This is a genomic window from Staphylococcus sp. NAM3COL9, from assembly GCF_001431205.1.
GTDB lineage: Bacteria > Bacillota > Bacilli > Staphylococcales > Staphylococcaceae > Staphylococcus.
Genome location: NZ_LGPC01000014.1, coordinates 83,091 through 99,067, shown reverse-complemented (window position 1 = coordinate 99,067; position 15,977 = coordinate 83,091). Strand labels below are relative to the sequence as shown.

At 32.7% G+C, this 15,977-nt stretch carries 11 protein-coding genes; 9 read left to right on the top strand and 2 right to left on the bottom strand.

All coding sequences use genetic code 11. The annotated features are described in order from the left end of the window. The first annotated feature begins 15 nt into the window (after window positions 1–15). The 9 genes from ACA31_RS07540 (at window position 16) to ACA31_RS07500 (ending at window position 13,550) form a co-directional block, all read left to right on the top strand. Window positions 16–1,347, top strand: a complete 1,332-nt coding sequence (locus ACA31_RS07540) for a glucose-6-phosphate isomerase (RefSeq protein WP_057512721.1) — start codon at window positions 16–18, stop codon at window positions 1,345–1,347. Between the two features lie 277 nt (window positions 1,348–1,624). Next, window positions 1,625–2,200 (top strand): TVP38/TMEM64 family protein, encoded by a 576-nt coding sequence (locus tag ACA31_RS07535; protein WP_057512720.1) that lies wholly within the window; start codon window positions 1,625–1,627, stop codon window positions 2,198–2,200. 4 nt (window positions 2,201–2,204) lie between these two features. Further along, window positions 2,205–2,723, top strand: coding sequence for a signal peptidase I (gene lepB, locus ACA31_RS07530; RefSeq protein WP_057512719.1), 519 nt, complete (start codon window positions 2,205–2,207; stop codon window positions 2,721–2,723). An 18-nt stretch (window positions 2,724–2,741) separates the two neighbouring features. Next, window positions 2,742–3,317 carry a signal peptidase I gene (gene lepB, locus ACA31_RS07525; RefSeq protein ID WP_057512718.1) on the top strand — a complete coding sequence of 192 codons (576 nt, stop codon included), beginning with the start codon at window positions 2,742–2,744 and terminating at the stop codon, window positions 3,315–3,317. Window positions 3,318–3,614: 297 nt separating this feature from the next. Then, window positions 3,615–7,082 carry a helicase-exonuclease AddAB subunit AddB gene (addB, locus tag ACA31_RS07520; protein WP_057512717.1) on the top strand — a complete coding sequence of 1,156 codons (3,468 nt, stop codon included), beginning with the start codon at window positions 3,615–3,617 and terminating at the stop codon, window positions 7,080–7,082. After that, a complete protein-coding gene (gene addA, locus ACA31_RS07515; protein WP_172793166.1) occupies window positions 7,076–10,735 on the top strand; it encodes a helicase-exonuclease AddAB subunit AddA in 3,660 nt (1,219 codons plus the stop codon). The genes addB and addA overlap by 7 nt, the downstream gene beginning before the upstream one ends. A 24-nt stretch (window positions 10,736–10,759) precedes the next feature. Then, window positions 10,760–11,899 (top strand): DUF418 domain-containing protein, encoded by a 1,140-nt coding sequence (locus ACA31_RS07510; protein ID WP_057512715.1) that lies wholly within the window; start codon window positions 10,760–10,762, stop codon window positions 11,897–11,899. Window positions 11,900–12,012: 113 nt separating this feature from the next. Then, window positions 12,013–12,918: a fumarylacetoacetate hydrolase family protein gene (locus tag ACA31_RS07505; protein WP_057512714.1), complete on the top strand. Its 906-nt coding sequence runs from the start codon at window positions 12,013–12,015 to the stop codon at window positions 12,916–12,918. A gap of 242 nt (window positions 12,919–13,160) precedes the next feature. After that, on the top strand, window positions 13,161–13,550 hold the full coding sequence (locus tag ACA31_RS07500; protein WP_057512713.1) for a YisL family protein: 390 nt from the start codon (window positions 13,161–13,163) through the stop codon (window positions 13,548–13,550). 222 nt (window positions 13,551–13,772) lie between these two features. Here the strand turns inward: ACA31_RS07500 and ACA31_RS07495 are convergent, their stop codons facing one another. Both ACA31_RS07495 and ACA31_RS07490 read right to left on the bottom strand, forming a co-directional pair. Next, window positions 13,773–15,095 carry a CoA-disulfide reductase gene (locus ACA31_RS07495; protein WP_057512712.1) on the bottom strand — a complete coding sequence of 441 codons (1,323 nt, stop codon included), beginning with the start codon at window positions 15,093–15,095 and terminating at the stop codon, window positions 13,773–13,775. 32 nt (window positions 15,096–15,127) lie between these two features. Next, on the bottom strand, window positions 15,128–15,970 hold the full coding sequence (locus ACA31_RS07490; protein WP_057512711.1) for a Cof-type HAD-IIB family hydrolase: 843 nt from the start codon (window positions 15,968–15,970) through the stop codon (window positions 15,128–15,130). Between the last annotated feature and the right edge of the window lie 7 nt (window positions 15,971–15,977).

Sequence of the window (15,977 nt, the reverse complement as noted above, 5' to 3'; positions counted from 1 at the left end):
TGGAGGCAATATCAAATGACTCATATTCAATTAGATTATGGTAAAACTTTAGAATTTTTTGGAGAACACGAACTACAGCAACAAAAAGACATCGTTAAATCAATTCATAAAACAATTCATGAAGGAACAGGCGCTGGTAGTGATTTCTTAGGTTGGATAGACCTTCCTGTTGATTACGATAAAGAAGAGTTTTCACGTATTTTAGAAGCTTCTAAACGTGTTAAAGAAAATTCAGATGTATTTGTAGTAATTGGTATCGGCGGTTCATATTTAGGTGCGCGCGCAGCTATTGAAATGTTAACTTCTTCATTTAGAAATAGTGATGAATACCCAGAAATCGTCTTTGTAGGAAATCATTTATCTTCAACATATACACAAGAGTTAATTGATTATTTAGATGGAAAAGATTTCTCAGTCAATGTAATTTCAAAATCTGGTACAACAACTGAACCAGCAGTTGCATTCAGATTGTTTAAACAATTACTTGAAAATAAATATGGTAAAGATGAAGCGAAAAAACGCATTTTTGCAACTACAGATAAAGCACAAGGTGCATTAAAAGAATTAGCTACAAATGAAGGGTATGAAACATTTGTTGTACCTGATGATATTGGTGGCCGTTATTCAGTATTAACTGCAGTGGGCTTATTACCAATTGCGGTTGCTGGAATTGATATTAAAGCAATGATGGAAGGTGCGGCTAAAGCACGTGAAGAATTGTCATCAGAAAACATAGAAGACAATATTGCTTATCAATATGCAACAATCCGTAATGTTTTATATGCAAAAGGTTATGATACTGAAATGTTAATTAACTACGATCCTTCAATGCAATATTTCAATGAATGGTGGAAACAATTATTTGGTGAATCTGAAGGTAAAGATTTCAAAGGTATTTATCCTTCAAGTGCAAACTATACAACAGACTTACACTCTCTTGGTCAATATGTTCAAGAAGGACGTCGTTTCTTATTTGAAACAGTAGTAAAAGTAAATAATCCAAAACATAACATTACTATAGAAGAAGATAATGATAACTTGGATGGATTGAATTACTTAGCAGGTAAAACAATTGATGAAGTTAATACGAAAGCTTTTGAAGGTACACTATTAGCGCATACAGATGGTGGCGTTCCAAACATTGTTGTTGATATTCCTCGATTAGATGAAGAAACATTTGGTTATATCGTCTACTTCTTTGAATTGGCTTGTACAATGAGTGGTTACCAATTAGGCGTGAATCCATTCAACCAACCAGGTGTTGAAGCATACAAACAAAATATGTTTGCTTTATTAGGTAAACCTGGATTTGAAGATAAAAAAGCAGAATTAGAAAAACGCTTATAATAACAGATGAATTTGTTTCGTTAAAAATAATGATTTAATTAAAGACACATTTCAAAGATAAATTTGGAATGTGTCTTTTTTGTATTGATAACGCTAAAATATATAATAATTGGCTATATTTTTTCAAGCACATCACGGTTATTAATACTATAAGTCTCTGATATGATGGTTTTTTCGTTCTTGAGACTGATTTATATTAACCCTAGTACTTTATAGTTTTAAAAACATGATGTTACACTTATAATTATAATCAATAGAAATGATGGAGATGGGTTATATGACAGAAGATCAAGTACAATATTGGTTTGATTTATTCGGAAACTTAGGATATATTGTAGGTTTTTTATTGCCATTTATTGAAGCTTTTATTCCTATTTTGCCAATCATTGTATTTGTCATTGTTAACGTTAATGCTTATGGTTTTATCATTGGAACCTTATTGGCTTGGGTAGGTACAGTAGCTGGTAGTTATATTGTATTCTTATTTTTCAGAAGGCTTACGCATACACGTTATATGAAGAAAATAAAACAACGTACCTCTGTTCAGAGATTGATACATTTCATTGATAGAAAAGGCGTCCTTCCAATTTTTATTTTATTGTGTTTTCCATTTACACCAAGTGCGCTAGTCAATATTGTCGCAAGTTTATCGCATATTAAAGCTCATGCCTATTTGACTGTACTTATAGCTTCAAAAATTGTGATGATTGGACTTGTAGGTTGGTTGGGAAAAGATATTACCACTTTATTCACAAGCCCTACAAGATTGATAACTATCATCATCGTTATTTTAATAGTATGGTTTGTGGGACGAAAAATAGAGAAATATTTTATGCATTCTTCAGAGGAGTGACAGCGTGCGATTCATATTAAAACATTTGATTTCCATAATATTTGCGATTATTATTGTACTATTGATACAAGCGTTTGTAATTACAGGCGCCGTCATTAATGATGATAAAATGGCACCAAACCTTAAACAAAATGATCGAATTATTGTGAATAAAATTAAAACTACATTTAACTTATTAGATAATAATGATATTATAATGTATCGTGAAGGTGATAAAATTAAATTTAGTAGAATTATCGGCAAACCTGGGCAATCTATTGCGTATAAGAACGCGACTTTATATAGAGATGACAGGGCAGTTGATGAGCCTTATGCGAGTAATAGTATAAATGATTTATCACTTAGAAATATTAAGCACTCTGAAGGAGATATCATTCCACCGAATGCTTATTTTGTACTCAATGATCATCGTGAAAATAAACAAGATTCTAGAACGACTGGATTTATACAGAAAGAAGACATTATTGGAAATGTAAGTTTAAGGTATTTTCCATTTGAAAAATTCGCAGTGAACTTTAATTAAATAGATGAGGTGTAAAAATTGAAAAAAGAGATATTGGAATGGATTGTGTCAATTGTCGTTGCAGTAGCGTTAGTATTACTAATTGTAAATTTTGTGGCAAAACCATATACAGTTAAAGGTGATTCCATGGACCCTACGCTAAAAGATGGCGAACGTGTTATGGTCAATTTATTTGGTTATAAATTTGGCGATATAAAAAATGGTAACGTCATTGTCTTTCATGCAACTAAAGAAAGCGACTATGTTAAACGTGTTATCGGAACTTCAGGGGATAACGTTGAATATAAAAAAGACAAATTATTTGTGAATGGTAAAGAAGTAGAAGAACCATATTTAGATTCAAATAAAAAAAATAAACAATATGAATATATTACAGGTAGCTTTGAAACAAAAGATCTAAATCAAGTAGATGGAAAAAATAAGATACCTAAAGACAAGCTACTAGTGCTTGGTGATAATCGTGAAGTAAGTAAAGATAGCCGTTCATTTGGTTTAATAGATGAAGATCAAGTAGTTGGTAAAGTATCATTTAGTTTCTGGCCACTTAATGAAATGAAATTTGGTTTTGATCCTGATACAGATCAAGATAAATAATAACTGAATTTAAGACATATTTACCTGATATAATTATTAAAGTGCTAATCTGTTAATTTAACAGATTAGCACTTTTTCTATATAAAAAGCTATGAAATTAAATCAGTTTCATTAATCGGCGTAATGGTAATTTAAATTAGAGGGCATTATTGAATTTGAAAATACATATGATGGTTCATATGGTTATTATAAACAACCGATTCACATACTTAAAAGAGTTGAAGCAATCAGGTGAAAGATTTACAATGTACAACCTTTTCTATGTTAAAATGTGAGTCAAAGGAGTGGAAGTATGCCATGGAATTAAATGCTTATATCGGAAGAGCAGGAACAGGGAAGTCACATGAAATCATTGAAGAAATTAAAAGTAAAATGAAGCAAGATCCACTAGGCAATCCCATTATATTAATTGCTCCTACGCAAAATACTTTTCAACTCGAACAAGCATTTGTAAACGATCCTGAACTAAGTGGTAGTCTTAGAACAGAAGTACTACACTTTGAACGTTTAAGTTACCGTGTATTTCAAGAAGTCGGTGGCTTGATGGAACAACAGCTATCAAAAGCAGGTACAGAGATGATGATTTATGATATCATCCAACAACATCAAACAGAGTTGAAACTTTATCGCTCTCAAGTTAAATACTATGGTTTTAGTGGAAAACTTTATGAACAAATACAAGACTTTAAAAAATATGCAGTTTCTCCAGAACAATTAGAGGAATATATAGCTACAAATCACTTACAAACACGCACAAAACATAAACTGCAAGACATCGCGCTCATTTATAAACATTTAGAAGATAGAATAAATGGTGAATATGTATCAACTGAGGATGCGCTTCAACGCTTTATAACGATGATGGATAAATCTGAGTGGTTGAAGCGAGCTGAAATATATATCGATGGTTTCCATAACTTTTCGACTTTAGAATATCAAATTATTCGTAGCCTAGTGAGTTATGCGAAAAAGGTTACCGTGGTATTAACTACAGACGGAGACAAAGATACGTTTAGTTTATTTAGAAAACCATCTGAATCTTTAACGCATATTGAAGACATCTCCAATGACTTAAATATTAAGATGAATACCAAATATTTTAATGAAGCAAAGCGCTATAATAATAATGATTTAAAACATTTAGAGCATAACTTTAATGCATTACAATTTGAGCCGATTCCGGTACAAGGTAATATTGAAATCTTAGAGGCATCTGTAATGCGCGAAGAAATTAATGAAATAGCTCGTCGTATTTTGAGAGAAAATCGCGAACAAGGTAGACGTTTTCAAGATATAGCAATATTATATAGAGATGAATCTTATGCATATTTAATGGAATCGATTTTGCCGCAATACGATATTCCATACAATATAGATACTAAAGAATCTATGACACATCACCCAGTTATGGAAATGATGCGCTCACTCATTGAAGTCATACAAACGAATTGGAATTTTGATCCACTTATGCGTCTTTTTAAGACCAATATACTGTCTAAAAAGTTTAAAGATAGTCATTATCTTATTGATATTTTAGAAAATTTTGTACTTGAACGTGGTATTTATGGCAAACGTTGGATTGATGAAAAATACTTCCATGTTGAACAATTTAGAAAAATGGGCTTAAAACGCCAACCATTAACTGATGAAGAACGTGAAACGTTTGAACGTGTAATTCAAATGAAAACAGACGTTATTGATAAAGTGATGATGTTTGAATCGAAAATGAATAATGCTACAACTGCAATTGAATTTGCGACAGCCTTTTACGAAGCTATAGAAGTATTTGATTTGCCAAGTCAATTGATGACAGATCGAGACACATTAGATGTTGAGGGTGAACATAAAAAAGCAGAAGAAATTGACCAGATATGGAATGGTTTTATTCAAACATTAGATGATTTAGTTACTGTTTTTGGTGAACAGACAATGACTCAAACACGTTTTTTAGAATTGCTTGACATTGGATTAGAGCAATTAGAATTTGTGATGATACCACAAACGATTGATCAAGTGAGTATAGGGACAATGGATTTAGCTAAAGTTGATAACAAAGAACATGTATACCTTGTCGGTGTAAATGATGGGGTCATGCCACAAACCGTTTCATCATCGAGCTTGATTACAGACGATGAAAAGAAGTACTTTCAAGAACAGTCAACGATAGAATTGAGTCCTACAGCAGATATATTACAAATGGATGAAGCATTTGTGTGCTACATTGCTATGACAAGAAGTCATGCAGCTGTGACATTTTCTTATTCTTTGATGGGAACAAGTGGAGATGAAAAAAACTCGAGCCCTTTTTTAAATCAAATTCAACAGTTATATACAAATTTAGACATTCAAAATATTCATCATCAACATCAAGCTAATCCATTGTCATTAATGGAACACCCGCATCAAACTAAAATTGCATTATTTGAATCTTTAAAAGCATGGTTAGATGATGAGATTGTCGCTGATACATGGTTAGACACATATCAAGTGATGAAAGATAATGATAACTTAAATGATGGTTTGAGTTACTTATTATCGGCATTAACGTATGATAATGAAACAGTGCAATTAAGTGAATCATTGTCTACAGATTTATATGGTAAGACGATTAATGCAAGTGTATCCAGATTTGAAGGATATCAAGCTTGTCCATTTAAACATTTTGCATCACATGGTTTACGACTCAACGAACGTACAAAATACAAACTTGAAAACTTTGATTTAGGCGATATTTTTCACCAAGTATTGAAATTCATTTCAGAAAAAGTGAATGGTGAGTTTAAAAACTTAAACACGAAACAAATTCATAAATTAACACTAGAAGCTTTATCGGAAATATTACCTGAGGTTCAATTTAACTTGTTGAATTCAACAGCTTATTATCGTTATTTATCACAACGTATTGGCGCTATTGTAGAGACGACATTGACTGCGCTCAAATATCAAGGTAGCCACACAAAATTTACGCCACAACGTTTCGAAGCAGGATTTAGAAGAAAACCACGTGATAATAGTGAATTGTTAGCTGAGCCATTGAAGACAACACAGGGCGTTCCAATCAATATTCGTGGACAAATTGACCGTATTGATACATATCAGCAAGGTGATCAAAGTTTTGTGAATATTATTGATTATAAGTCTTCAAAATTTAGTGGAACACTAGATTTGACCAAAGTTTATTATGGTATGCAAATGCAAATGATGACATATATGGATATTGTATTACAAAATAAATCACGACTTGGTTTAACAGAGATGACTAAACCAGGAGGACTTTTATATTTTCATGTGCATGAACCGCGTATAAAATTGGCATGGAACCAATTAAATGAAGATAAACGAGATACAGAGTTTATTAATTCATTTAAATTAAGTGGGTTATTAAATAGTGATGAATCTGTATTAGACGCTTTTGATACTAGATTAGAACCAAGTTATAATTCTGATATTGTACCGCTTGGATTGAAAAAAGACGGAGGAATTAAAAGTAACAGTAAAGTTGCTGATGAAGATACAATTTATAAATTAATAAAGCATAATAAAAAGAACTTTATTGAAACTGCGTCCAGTATTATGGATGGTCATACAGAAGTTGCACCGATGAAATATAATCAAACGTTGCCTTGTGAATTTTGTAATTATAAGTCTGTATGTCATGTAGATGGTGCTATTGATAGTAAACGTTATCGTACTGTAGATGAGTCGATTAATCCGTTAGAAGCAGTGCAAAATGTGGAGTTAGAAAGCGAGGAAGATGAATTATGAGTCAAATCCCAGCAAAGCCAGCTGATACAAGATGGACTGATAATCAATGGAGAAGTATATACGCCAAAGGTCAAGATGTACTTGTAGCTGCGGCTGCAGGATCAGGAAAAACAGCTGTTTTAGTTGAGCGTATTATTCAGCGAATTATCAATGATGAAATAGATGTTGACTGCTTACTTGTAGTGACTTTTACAAACGCCAGTGCACGTGAAATGAAACATCGTGTAGATCAACGTATTCAAGAAGCGTCTATGGCATCACCTGATAATGCACATTTGAAAAATCAACGTATCAAAATTCATCAAGCACAAATTTCTACACTCCATAGTTTTTGTTTGAAATTAATACAACATCACTACGATGTTTTAGATATTGATCCAAACTTTAGAACAAGTAGTGAAGCGGAAAATATTTTACTGCTTGAACAGACGATTGATGAAGTATTAGAAAGTCATTATGATGTGTTAGATCCAAGTTTCGTAGATTTGACTGAACAGTTATCATCTGATCGAAATGACGACCAATTACGAAATACGATTAAACAAATATTTTATTTTAGTGTGGCGAATCCAAATCCTTTAACTTGGTTGCAAAATTTAGCAGACCCTTATTACAATGGGGAGCAACAAGATGATTTACTACAATTACTGAATGATTTAGCAATGATTTTTATGAATTCAGCATTAGAAGCGTTGAATAAAAGTTATGATTTATTCATGATGCTAGAAGAAGTAGATAAACAAGTAGCTGTATTAGATAAGGAACGACACTTTTTAAATCAAGCGATGGAAGGCGGTCAATTGAATACACAAGTCATTGCTGAACACCAATTTGAAGCGCGTTTTCCAGCTAAAAACAAGAAGATTAAAGAAGCGAATGAGATGATGCTTGATGCATATGATGATGGTAAAAAGCACTATGATCAATATAAAGCATTGGTCTCAAAAGTTCGTGAAGATTATTTTTCACGTGAAGCAGAAGAATTGAAGCATGATATGCAGCGCTTAGCACCGAGGGTATCATATCTAACACAAGTGACCGCAGATGTAATAAAACAATTTAATTCGAAAAAAAGAAGTAGAAATCTCTTGGATTTTTCTGATTATGAACATTTTGCGTTGCGCGTATTAACGAATGATGACGGTACGCCTTCAGAAATTGCGGACATGTATCGCCAACAATTTGAAGAAATTCTTGTTGACGAATATCAAGATACGAACAGAGTTCAAGAGAAAATATTATCATGTATTAAAAGAGGTAATGAATCAGACGGCAACTTATTCATGGTAGGTGACGTGAAACAGTCTATCTATAAATTTAGACAAGCAGATCCAAGTTTATTTATAGGGAAATATAATCGTTTTTCATTAGATGGCTTAGAAAATGGCATGAGAATTGATTTATCACAAAACTTCCGTTCAAGAGAAGAAGTACTGACAACGACTAATTATTTATTCAAACATATGATGGATAAAGAAGTAGGGGAAATTGTATATGATGATGCGGCACAACTGTATTATGGTGCTCCTTACGATGATAAGCCTCATGATATTCAGATGAATATGCTAGTAGAAGAAGCTGAGTCAGATTTAAATGGCGCAGAACAAGAAGCTGAGTATATCGTACAACAAGTTGAAAAAATAATGGCTAAACATGAAATATATGATATGAAATTAGAGCAATATCGTAAACCAAGCTATAAAGATATCGTGATACTTGAACGTTCATACGGCCAGGCACGTAAGATTCAGCAGGCATTTAAAGACCACAATATACCGTTTCATGTAAATAGTAAGGAAGGGTATTTTGAACAAGTAGAAATACGGTTGATATTATCATTTTTAAGAACAGTTGATAATCCATTACAAGATATCTATTTAGTAGGTTTAATGCGTTCTGTGATTTATCAATTTACTGAAGATGAATTATCAAATATTCGCGTATTTAGTCCTAATGATGATTATTTTTATCAATCAATTAAAAATTATATGGCAAATGATGTTGCAAATAAAAAATTGATGGAAAAATTAGATGCGTTTTTAAAAGATATAGAAATGTATCAACATTATAGCCAAAGCCATCCGGTTTATCAGCTGATTGATAAGTTTTATAATGATCATTACGTGATTCAATATTTTAGTGGTATTGTTGGAGGAAAAGGGCGTCGCGCCAATTTATATGGATTATTTAATAAAGCAGTAGAATTTGAGAATTCCAGTTTCCGTGGTTTATATCAATTCATCCGTTTTATAGATGAATTAATAGAACGTGGCAAAGATTTTGGAGAAGAAAACATTATAGGTCCAAATGATGATGTGGTTAGAATGATGACGATTCATAGTAGTAAAGGGTTAGAATTTCCATTTGTAATATATTCGGGGTTATCTCGTAAGTTCAGAAGAGATGATTTACATAGACCAGTGATTTTAAATCAAACTTACGGCTTAGGAATGACTTATTACGATGTGGAAAGCAACTTATCGTACCCTTCGCTATCGTCCGTTACGTACAAAGCAATCGCAGAAAAAGAAATGGTTTCTGAAGAAATGAGACTCATATACGTTGCGCTCACACGTGCAAAAGAGCAATTGTTTTTAATTGGACGTGTTAAAGATGAGAAGGAATTAACTCAGTTTGAGCAAGTTGCTGTGTCGGATACTCATTTGCCTGTAAGTTATCGACTAACAGCGCAAAGACCGATTGATATGATTTATCCAATATTGTCAAAATATCAGTCATCTTCTTTACCGATTGAATTGCGTTTTGAACGCTCAATTGGAGACATCGATGCAACGATGAAACCCTATGTTCAATTGAATACAGATTTTTATCAAGATATTGCATCAGAAGCGGTAGTTGAAGAAAGTGAGCGTCGCACTATAGAAGATATTGAGACAATGAATACAAAGGATGAAGCAATTAAATTACAAATTCAGCAACAGCTAAGCTATAAGTATCCGTATCAAGACGCTGTTGATAAACCTTCGAAGCAGTCCGTATCTGAATTAAAACGTCAGTTAGATACGGAACAAGCAGATACAAATTATGATAGAGTAAGACAGTATCGTATAGGTACATCGTCTTATGAAAGACCCGGTTTTTTAAGTCATAGTTCTAAAAGGAAAGCAAATGAAGTTGGTACGCTGATGCATACAGTGATGCAACATTTACCATTTAAACGCGATGGACTATCACAAAGCGAATTACATGCACATATTGATCAAATGATTGAAAAACATATCATACCTGAAGATGCGAAAGAAGATATTCGCTATGACGATATCTACACTTTTATTGATAGTGAACTATACACAACCATCGCATCCAGTGATGAAATATATCGTGAATTACCATTCGTTGTGAATCAATCCAATGTGGATCATTTAAAAACAGATGATGAAGATGCTTCAATCATACAAGGTATGATTGACCTTATATTTTTAAAAGATGATCAATATTATTTTGTAGATTATAAGACAGACGCATTTAATAGACGTCGGAACATGTCAGATGAAGAAATTGGTGCTCAATTAAGAGAGCGTTATAAGATACAGATGGAATATTACCGCACCACACTAGAAACAATATTAAAAACCAAAGTTAAAGGATATTTATATTTCTTTAAATTTGGCCAACTTTCAATCGATACTTAAATTTCCAAAAAGAGGTGCTATATTGTGTCACCGCAACGCAGATTATTTGAATTAGATGCATTACGTGGTTTTAGTTTATTTGGCATCATATTAATGAATATTCTAGTTTTCAGTTTTCCTTATGAGGAGACTTATCTACCTGGAGTATTGCATGGTGCCAATGAAGGGCTATTCCGCATTGTTACACTTTTCGTTATCAGTTCATTTTATCCAATATTTACAATTTTATTTGGATATGGATTAGGTATTATGTATGAAAATAGTAAACGTAGGGAAATGTCTTATTATCCTTTTATATATCGAAGATTAGTATTTTTACTTATTTTTGGTGTACTACATGGCTATTTTTTATTTAATGGAGATATTTTATTTGGTTATGGTTTCACTGGTATGATTGCAGTGTTATTTATCAAGTTGAAACCTAAGACATTAATTAAATCAGCTGCTGGCTTATTTATAATGAAAATTGTCATATTGGTTATTCCAATTTCTTTAGCATACTGGAATAAAGGTCGCCATGAAGCAAGTAATTATTCAGGTAAGTCACTCGCACAATTGGTTGATATCAAACAAAATGGTCATTACTTTGAATTCTTGCAAGTTAATGGATTGGAAAGTAAATATAGTGTTATAGATATTGTTACAAGAGCTGCATATCTTGATCTTTTACCTTATATCCTTATAGGTATTGCCGCACAAAAGTTAAGTTTGATAACTAAAATTCAAAATAACCCACGTAGTGCCATGACTTGGGGGAGTACTTTATTTATTATTGGCTATTTTATTAAACTTCCATTTGCCTTAGATTATGCAAACAATACGTTTTCAGTTATAAGTTCAATGGTTGGCGGTCCGATCCTTGCGATGGGATACATTTTAATCTTTGTTCGTTTATGTCAATATGCCAAAATTGCAAAGGTACTAGACATTTTTAAATATCCTGGGAAACTCAGTTTATCAGTTTATATATCACAAAGTATCATTTTCACATTTATTTATAATGACATAGGATTAAGTTTATACAACAAGCTACCACTCTATCAATCCTATATTATCGTAGTAGTTGTATATAGTTTGCAACTTTTAGCTTGTTATTATTATTTGAAATTCTTTAAATATGGACCTATCGAGTGGTTATGGCGGAAAATTACTTACTTAAAATAAGACACAATAGAGACAAAACAATAGAATTTTGAAAATTCTAGTTATTTATTTGTTATTTAGTAGTAAATATAGTTATAATATGTAATAAGATATAGATGAGGAGCTGATATTGAATGAAATTCCTATCATTCAGACATGAAGGACAGACATCATATGGTGTGAAAGTAAAACGTGAAGAAGCTGCGTGGGACTTACAAAAAGTTTTTGCAGATTTTTCTGAGGGCGCGTTCCATCCTAAAACATTATTAAACGGCCTTCAACAAAACCAAGTCGTAGATTTTCAAGAAGAAGTTCGTAAAGCAGTTGTTGCTGCAGAAGATAGTGGCAAAGGCGAAGATTATAAAGTGCAATTTGCTGACATTGAATTTTTACCACCAGTAACACCAACTAATAATGTCATTGCATTTGGACGTAATTATCAAGATCATGCTAACGAATTAAATCACGAAGTTCAACGCTTGTACGTATTTACTAAAGCCGCTTCTTCATTAACTGGAGATAATAGTACAATTCCTAATCATAAAGATATTACAGATCAATTAGATTATGAAGGTGAATTAGGTATTGTTATTGGAAAATCAGGTGAAAAAATACCAAAAGGTTTAGCATTAGATTACGTTTATGGTTATACAATTATTAATGATGTTACAGACCGTAAAGCTCAAGATGCCCAAGATCAAGCATTCTTATCTAAAAGTTTAACTGGCGGATGCCCAGTTGGCCCTTACATCGTAACTAAAGATGAATTACCTACACCTGAAGACGTGAATATTGTTACAAAAGTAAACAATGACATTCGTCAAGACGGTAATACGAGTGCAATGATTCTTAAAATAGATGAATTAATTGAAGAAATTTCTAAATATGTTGCTTTACATCCAGGTGACATTATTGCAACTGGCACACCTGCTGGCGTAGGCGCAGGAATGAATCCTCCGCAATTTTTACAACCAGGTGATGAAGTAAAAGTTACAATCGATAACATTGGTACACTGACTAATTTTATTGCAGAAAAATAAATGATAGATATATTAACCGGGCTGACATTTGTGTTGCCCGGTTTTAATATGTATTAAATAGGATTAATATTGCAATAATAGAGATATTCAAATAAAATAAGTAGTGCAGAATTTCTTTTTTGAAAAATATACTTATTTTGAGTAAGATTAAGAAAGCCACCTTTTATTTTAGTAATTAAAAAGTGGCACATACTTCTGTTTTACATATTATTGAAGTGAAAATTGTGTGGGGGTTATATATTATGTTACACATGCATATTGCAAGTTGGGTGTTATTAATAATCTTGTTCTTTGCTGCTTATTTTAATTTTTCAGAAAAACAAGGTGCATCACCTTACTTTAAACCAATCCATATGCTCTTAAGAGTGTTTATGGTATTAGTTTTAATTTCGGGCTTTTGGACTTGGATTCAAGCATTTTCATCTGGTAATGCTGGCGGACATATGTTACTTACTTTGAAAATGCTTGGTGGCGTAGCAGTAATTGGACTTATGGAAGTTTCGATTGCAAAACGTAAAAAAGGTCAGCCAAGTCATAGTTTATTATGGACAACGATTATTGTTATTTTAATTACTATGCTTTTAGGTGTTATCTTGCCACAGGGACCAATTACGCAACTATTTGGTTTATAAAAAACTTAAAGTATAATTCAAGTTCAATTAAAAGGGAGCTTCCAATTTTGGAAGCTCCCTTTTAATTGGCTGAGAAAATACTACTGGTTTTCATATAGGGTTTTGTGCACATTTTCGATGGACAATACTTAATATTAATGAATTTCATACGCACTTGCAACAAAGTATTCGTCTGCAGGCTATTGCTTTATTTAAACAAGTGTATTGACTTAAACACTACCTCTATTTATTGCGTGCTTTGTAACCAATCATATTAATGATATCTTTAGGTCTACTATAAGGCGGGGCATAAGCAACTTCAAATTCTGTTAATTCGTCTATAGTTAATTTATGCATCATTGCCATAGAGAGTACATCTATACGTTTGTCTGCACCTTTCTTTCCAACAGCAGCAGCACGCAAGATACGTCGGTTTGTTTTGTCAAAATGAATGCGTAGATGTAACTTTGTATTACCTGGATAATAGCCCGCATGTTCTCCTTGTTTGGCTTCAACAGTTTCATAGTCGAAGTTCGAAAGTTCTTGTGGAGATATGCCGACACTTGCAAACGTGTAATCGAAAAATTTTACAATATTTGAACCTAAATAGCCTTTAAATGTTATAGATGGGTCCCCGGCTAATTGTTCTGCAATGATACTTGCACCACGATGTGCACCCCAAGCTAAAGGAATATGCGCATTTAAATCTACATGACGATAATGTGAAGTGATAATATCACCTAAAGCATAGATGTTAGGAATGTTAGTTTGAAACTTATCATTCACTGGCACATAGCCCTTATCATTTAGAATGACATTGGATGACTCAATAAAGGATGAATTCGGTTTAACGCCGATACCTTCTATTATAAGGTCGTAATCTTCGACTTTACCCGACTCAAAGTGTACCTCATTACCAATGACTTTGGACACTTGTTCATTTAAACGATAGTCGATATGTCTTTTTTCTATTTCGTCGATAATGGCCTGATTCATGTCTTCGTCCATTAATTTATTGAGATGTGTTGAACGATGGACTAACGTAGGTGCGATACCTCTTTCATATAAATTATCCAGAATTTCTAAACCAATATAGCCAGCACCGATTACGAGTGCTTTTTTAACTTGGTTTGCTTCTATATAGGCTTCAATTGCATCTGTATCTTCCATATTTCTTAAAGTGAATGTCATATCGCTATTTAATTTTAACGTATTCGCACTACAACCAGGGCTTAGAATTAATGTGTCATAACGTTCTTCAAAGGTTTTATCTTGGGTGTAATCATAAACAGTTATAGTTTGTGAAGTATCATTGATTGAGGTTACTTCATGATAAGGTTTCACTATAATCTGTTTAGCATCGTAAAATGATTCTGGTGTTGCTTCTAGTATTTGATCTCTTGATTCTACGACATTTCCTAAATAATAGGGCAATGCACAGTTCGCAAAACTCATATCACGATCTTTCTCAAAGACAACGATCTCACTTTCTTGATCTAATCTTCTAATTTGGCTGGCGACAGTCGCACCACCAGCTACAGCACCAACGACTACGATCTTATTCATAATAAATTGCCTCCTAGTGAGTAAATCTTATATTAAATATAAGATTTTACAGTTACTTCATACGGAATGTTTAATTGGAAGTAATCGTTTAAGTAACGACCAATACCATCATTATTATTTGAATGTGTGATTTCATTCGCAATATGTTTTAACTCATCTAAGCCATTTTCCATTGCGATACCATGTTTTGCGTATTTAATCATTTCTAAATCATTATCTTCATCACCGAATGCGATAATATGATTTCTATCAATGTCTAAATGTGTTTTAACATAATCAATACCTCGTGCTTTGCTGATACCTTGTTTTACAATTTCTATAACTGGGAAAGGTGAACCCCATCTGCGGTGTTCAATATTTTCTGCATAGAATCGTGTAAGCATTTGTTTAACCCTAGGAATCATAAATTCTTCTGCTTCTACTAAAATTGAAGTCGGTGATTCATTTAAATATGTAAGTAAATCACCTGTTTCAATTTTTGGAGTGCCCATGGAAAAGCCATCGAATAATTTTTGATCATAGCTATTAAGGAATACATAATCTTTCACTTCTGCAATAATATTAGTAACGCCAAAATCATTTAAGGATTGAATAATATTTCGAGCTAAATCAAAATCTAATCTTTCATGCATTGTTTCAAATTGATCATTTTTAGGATGATGTACAAACGCCCCGTTAAAGTTAACGACAGGTGTATTCATATTAAGTTCATGATAATAAATTTGACTTGCTCTGTAAGGTCGACCAGTAGCAATCATTAATTTGTGACCTTGATTTTGTAAAGTTGTTAGTACTTCTTTGGTATATGGTGTGATCACTTTTTCATCGTTCAAAAGCGTTCCGTCTAGATCTAGACAAATTAAATAAGGTTTCATGTAAATC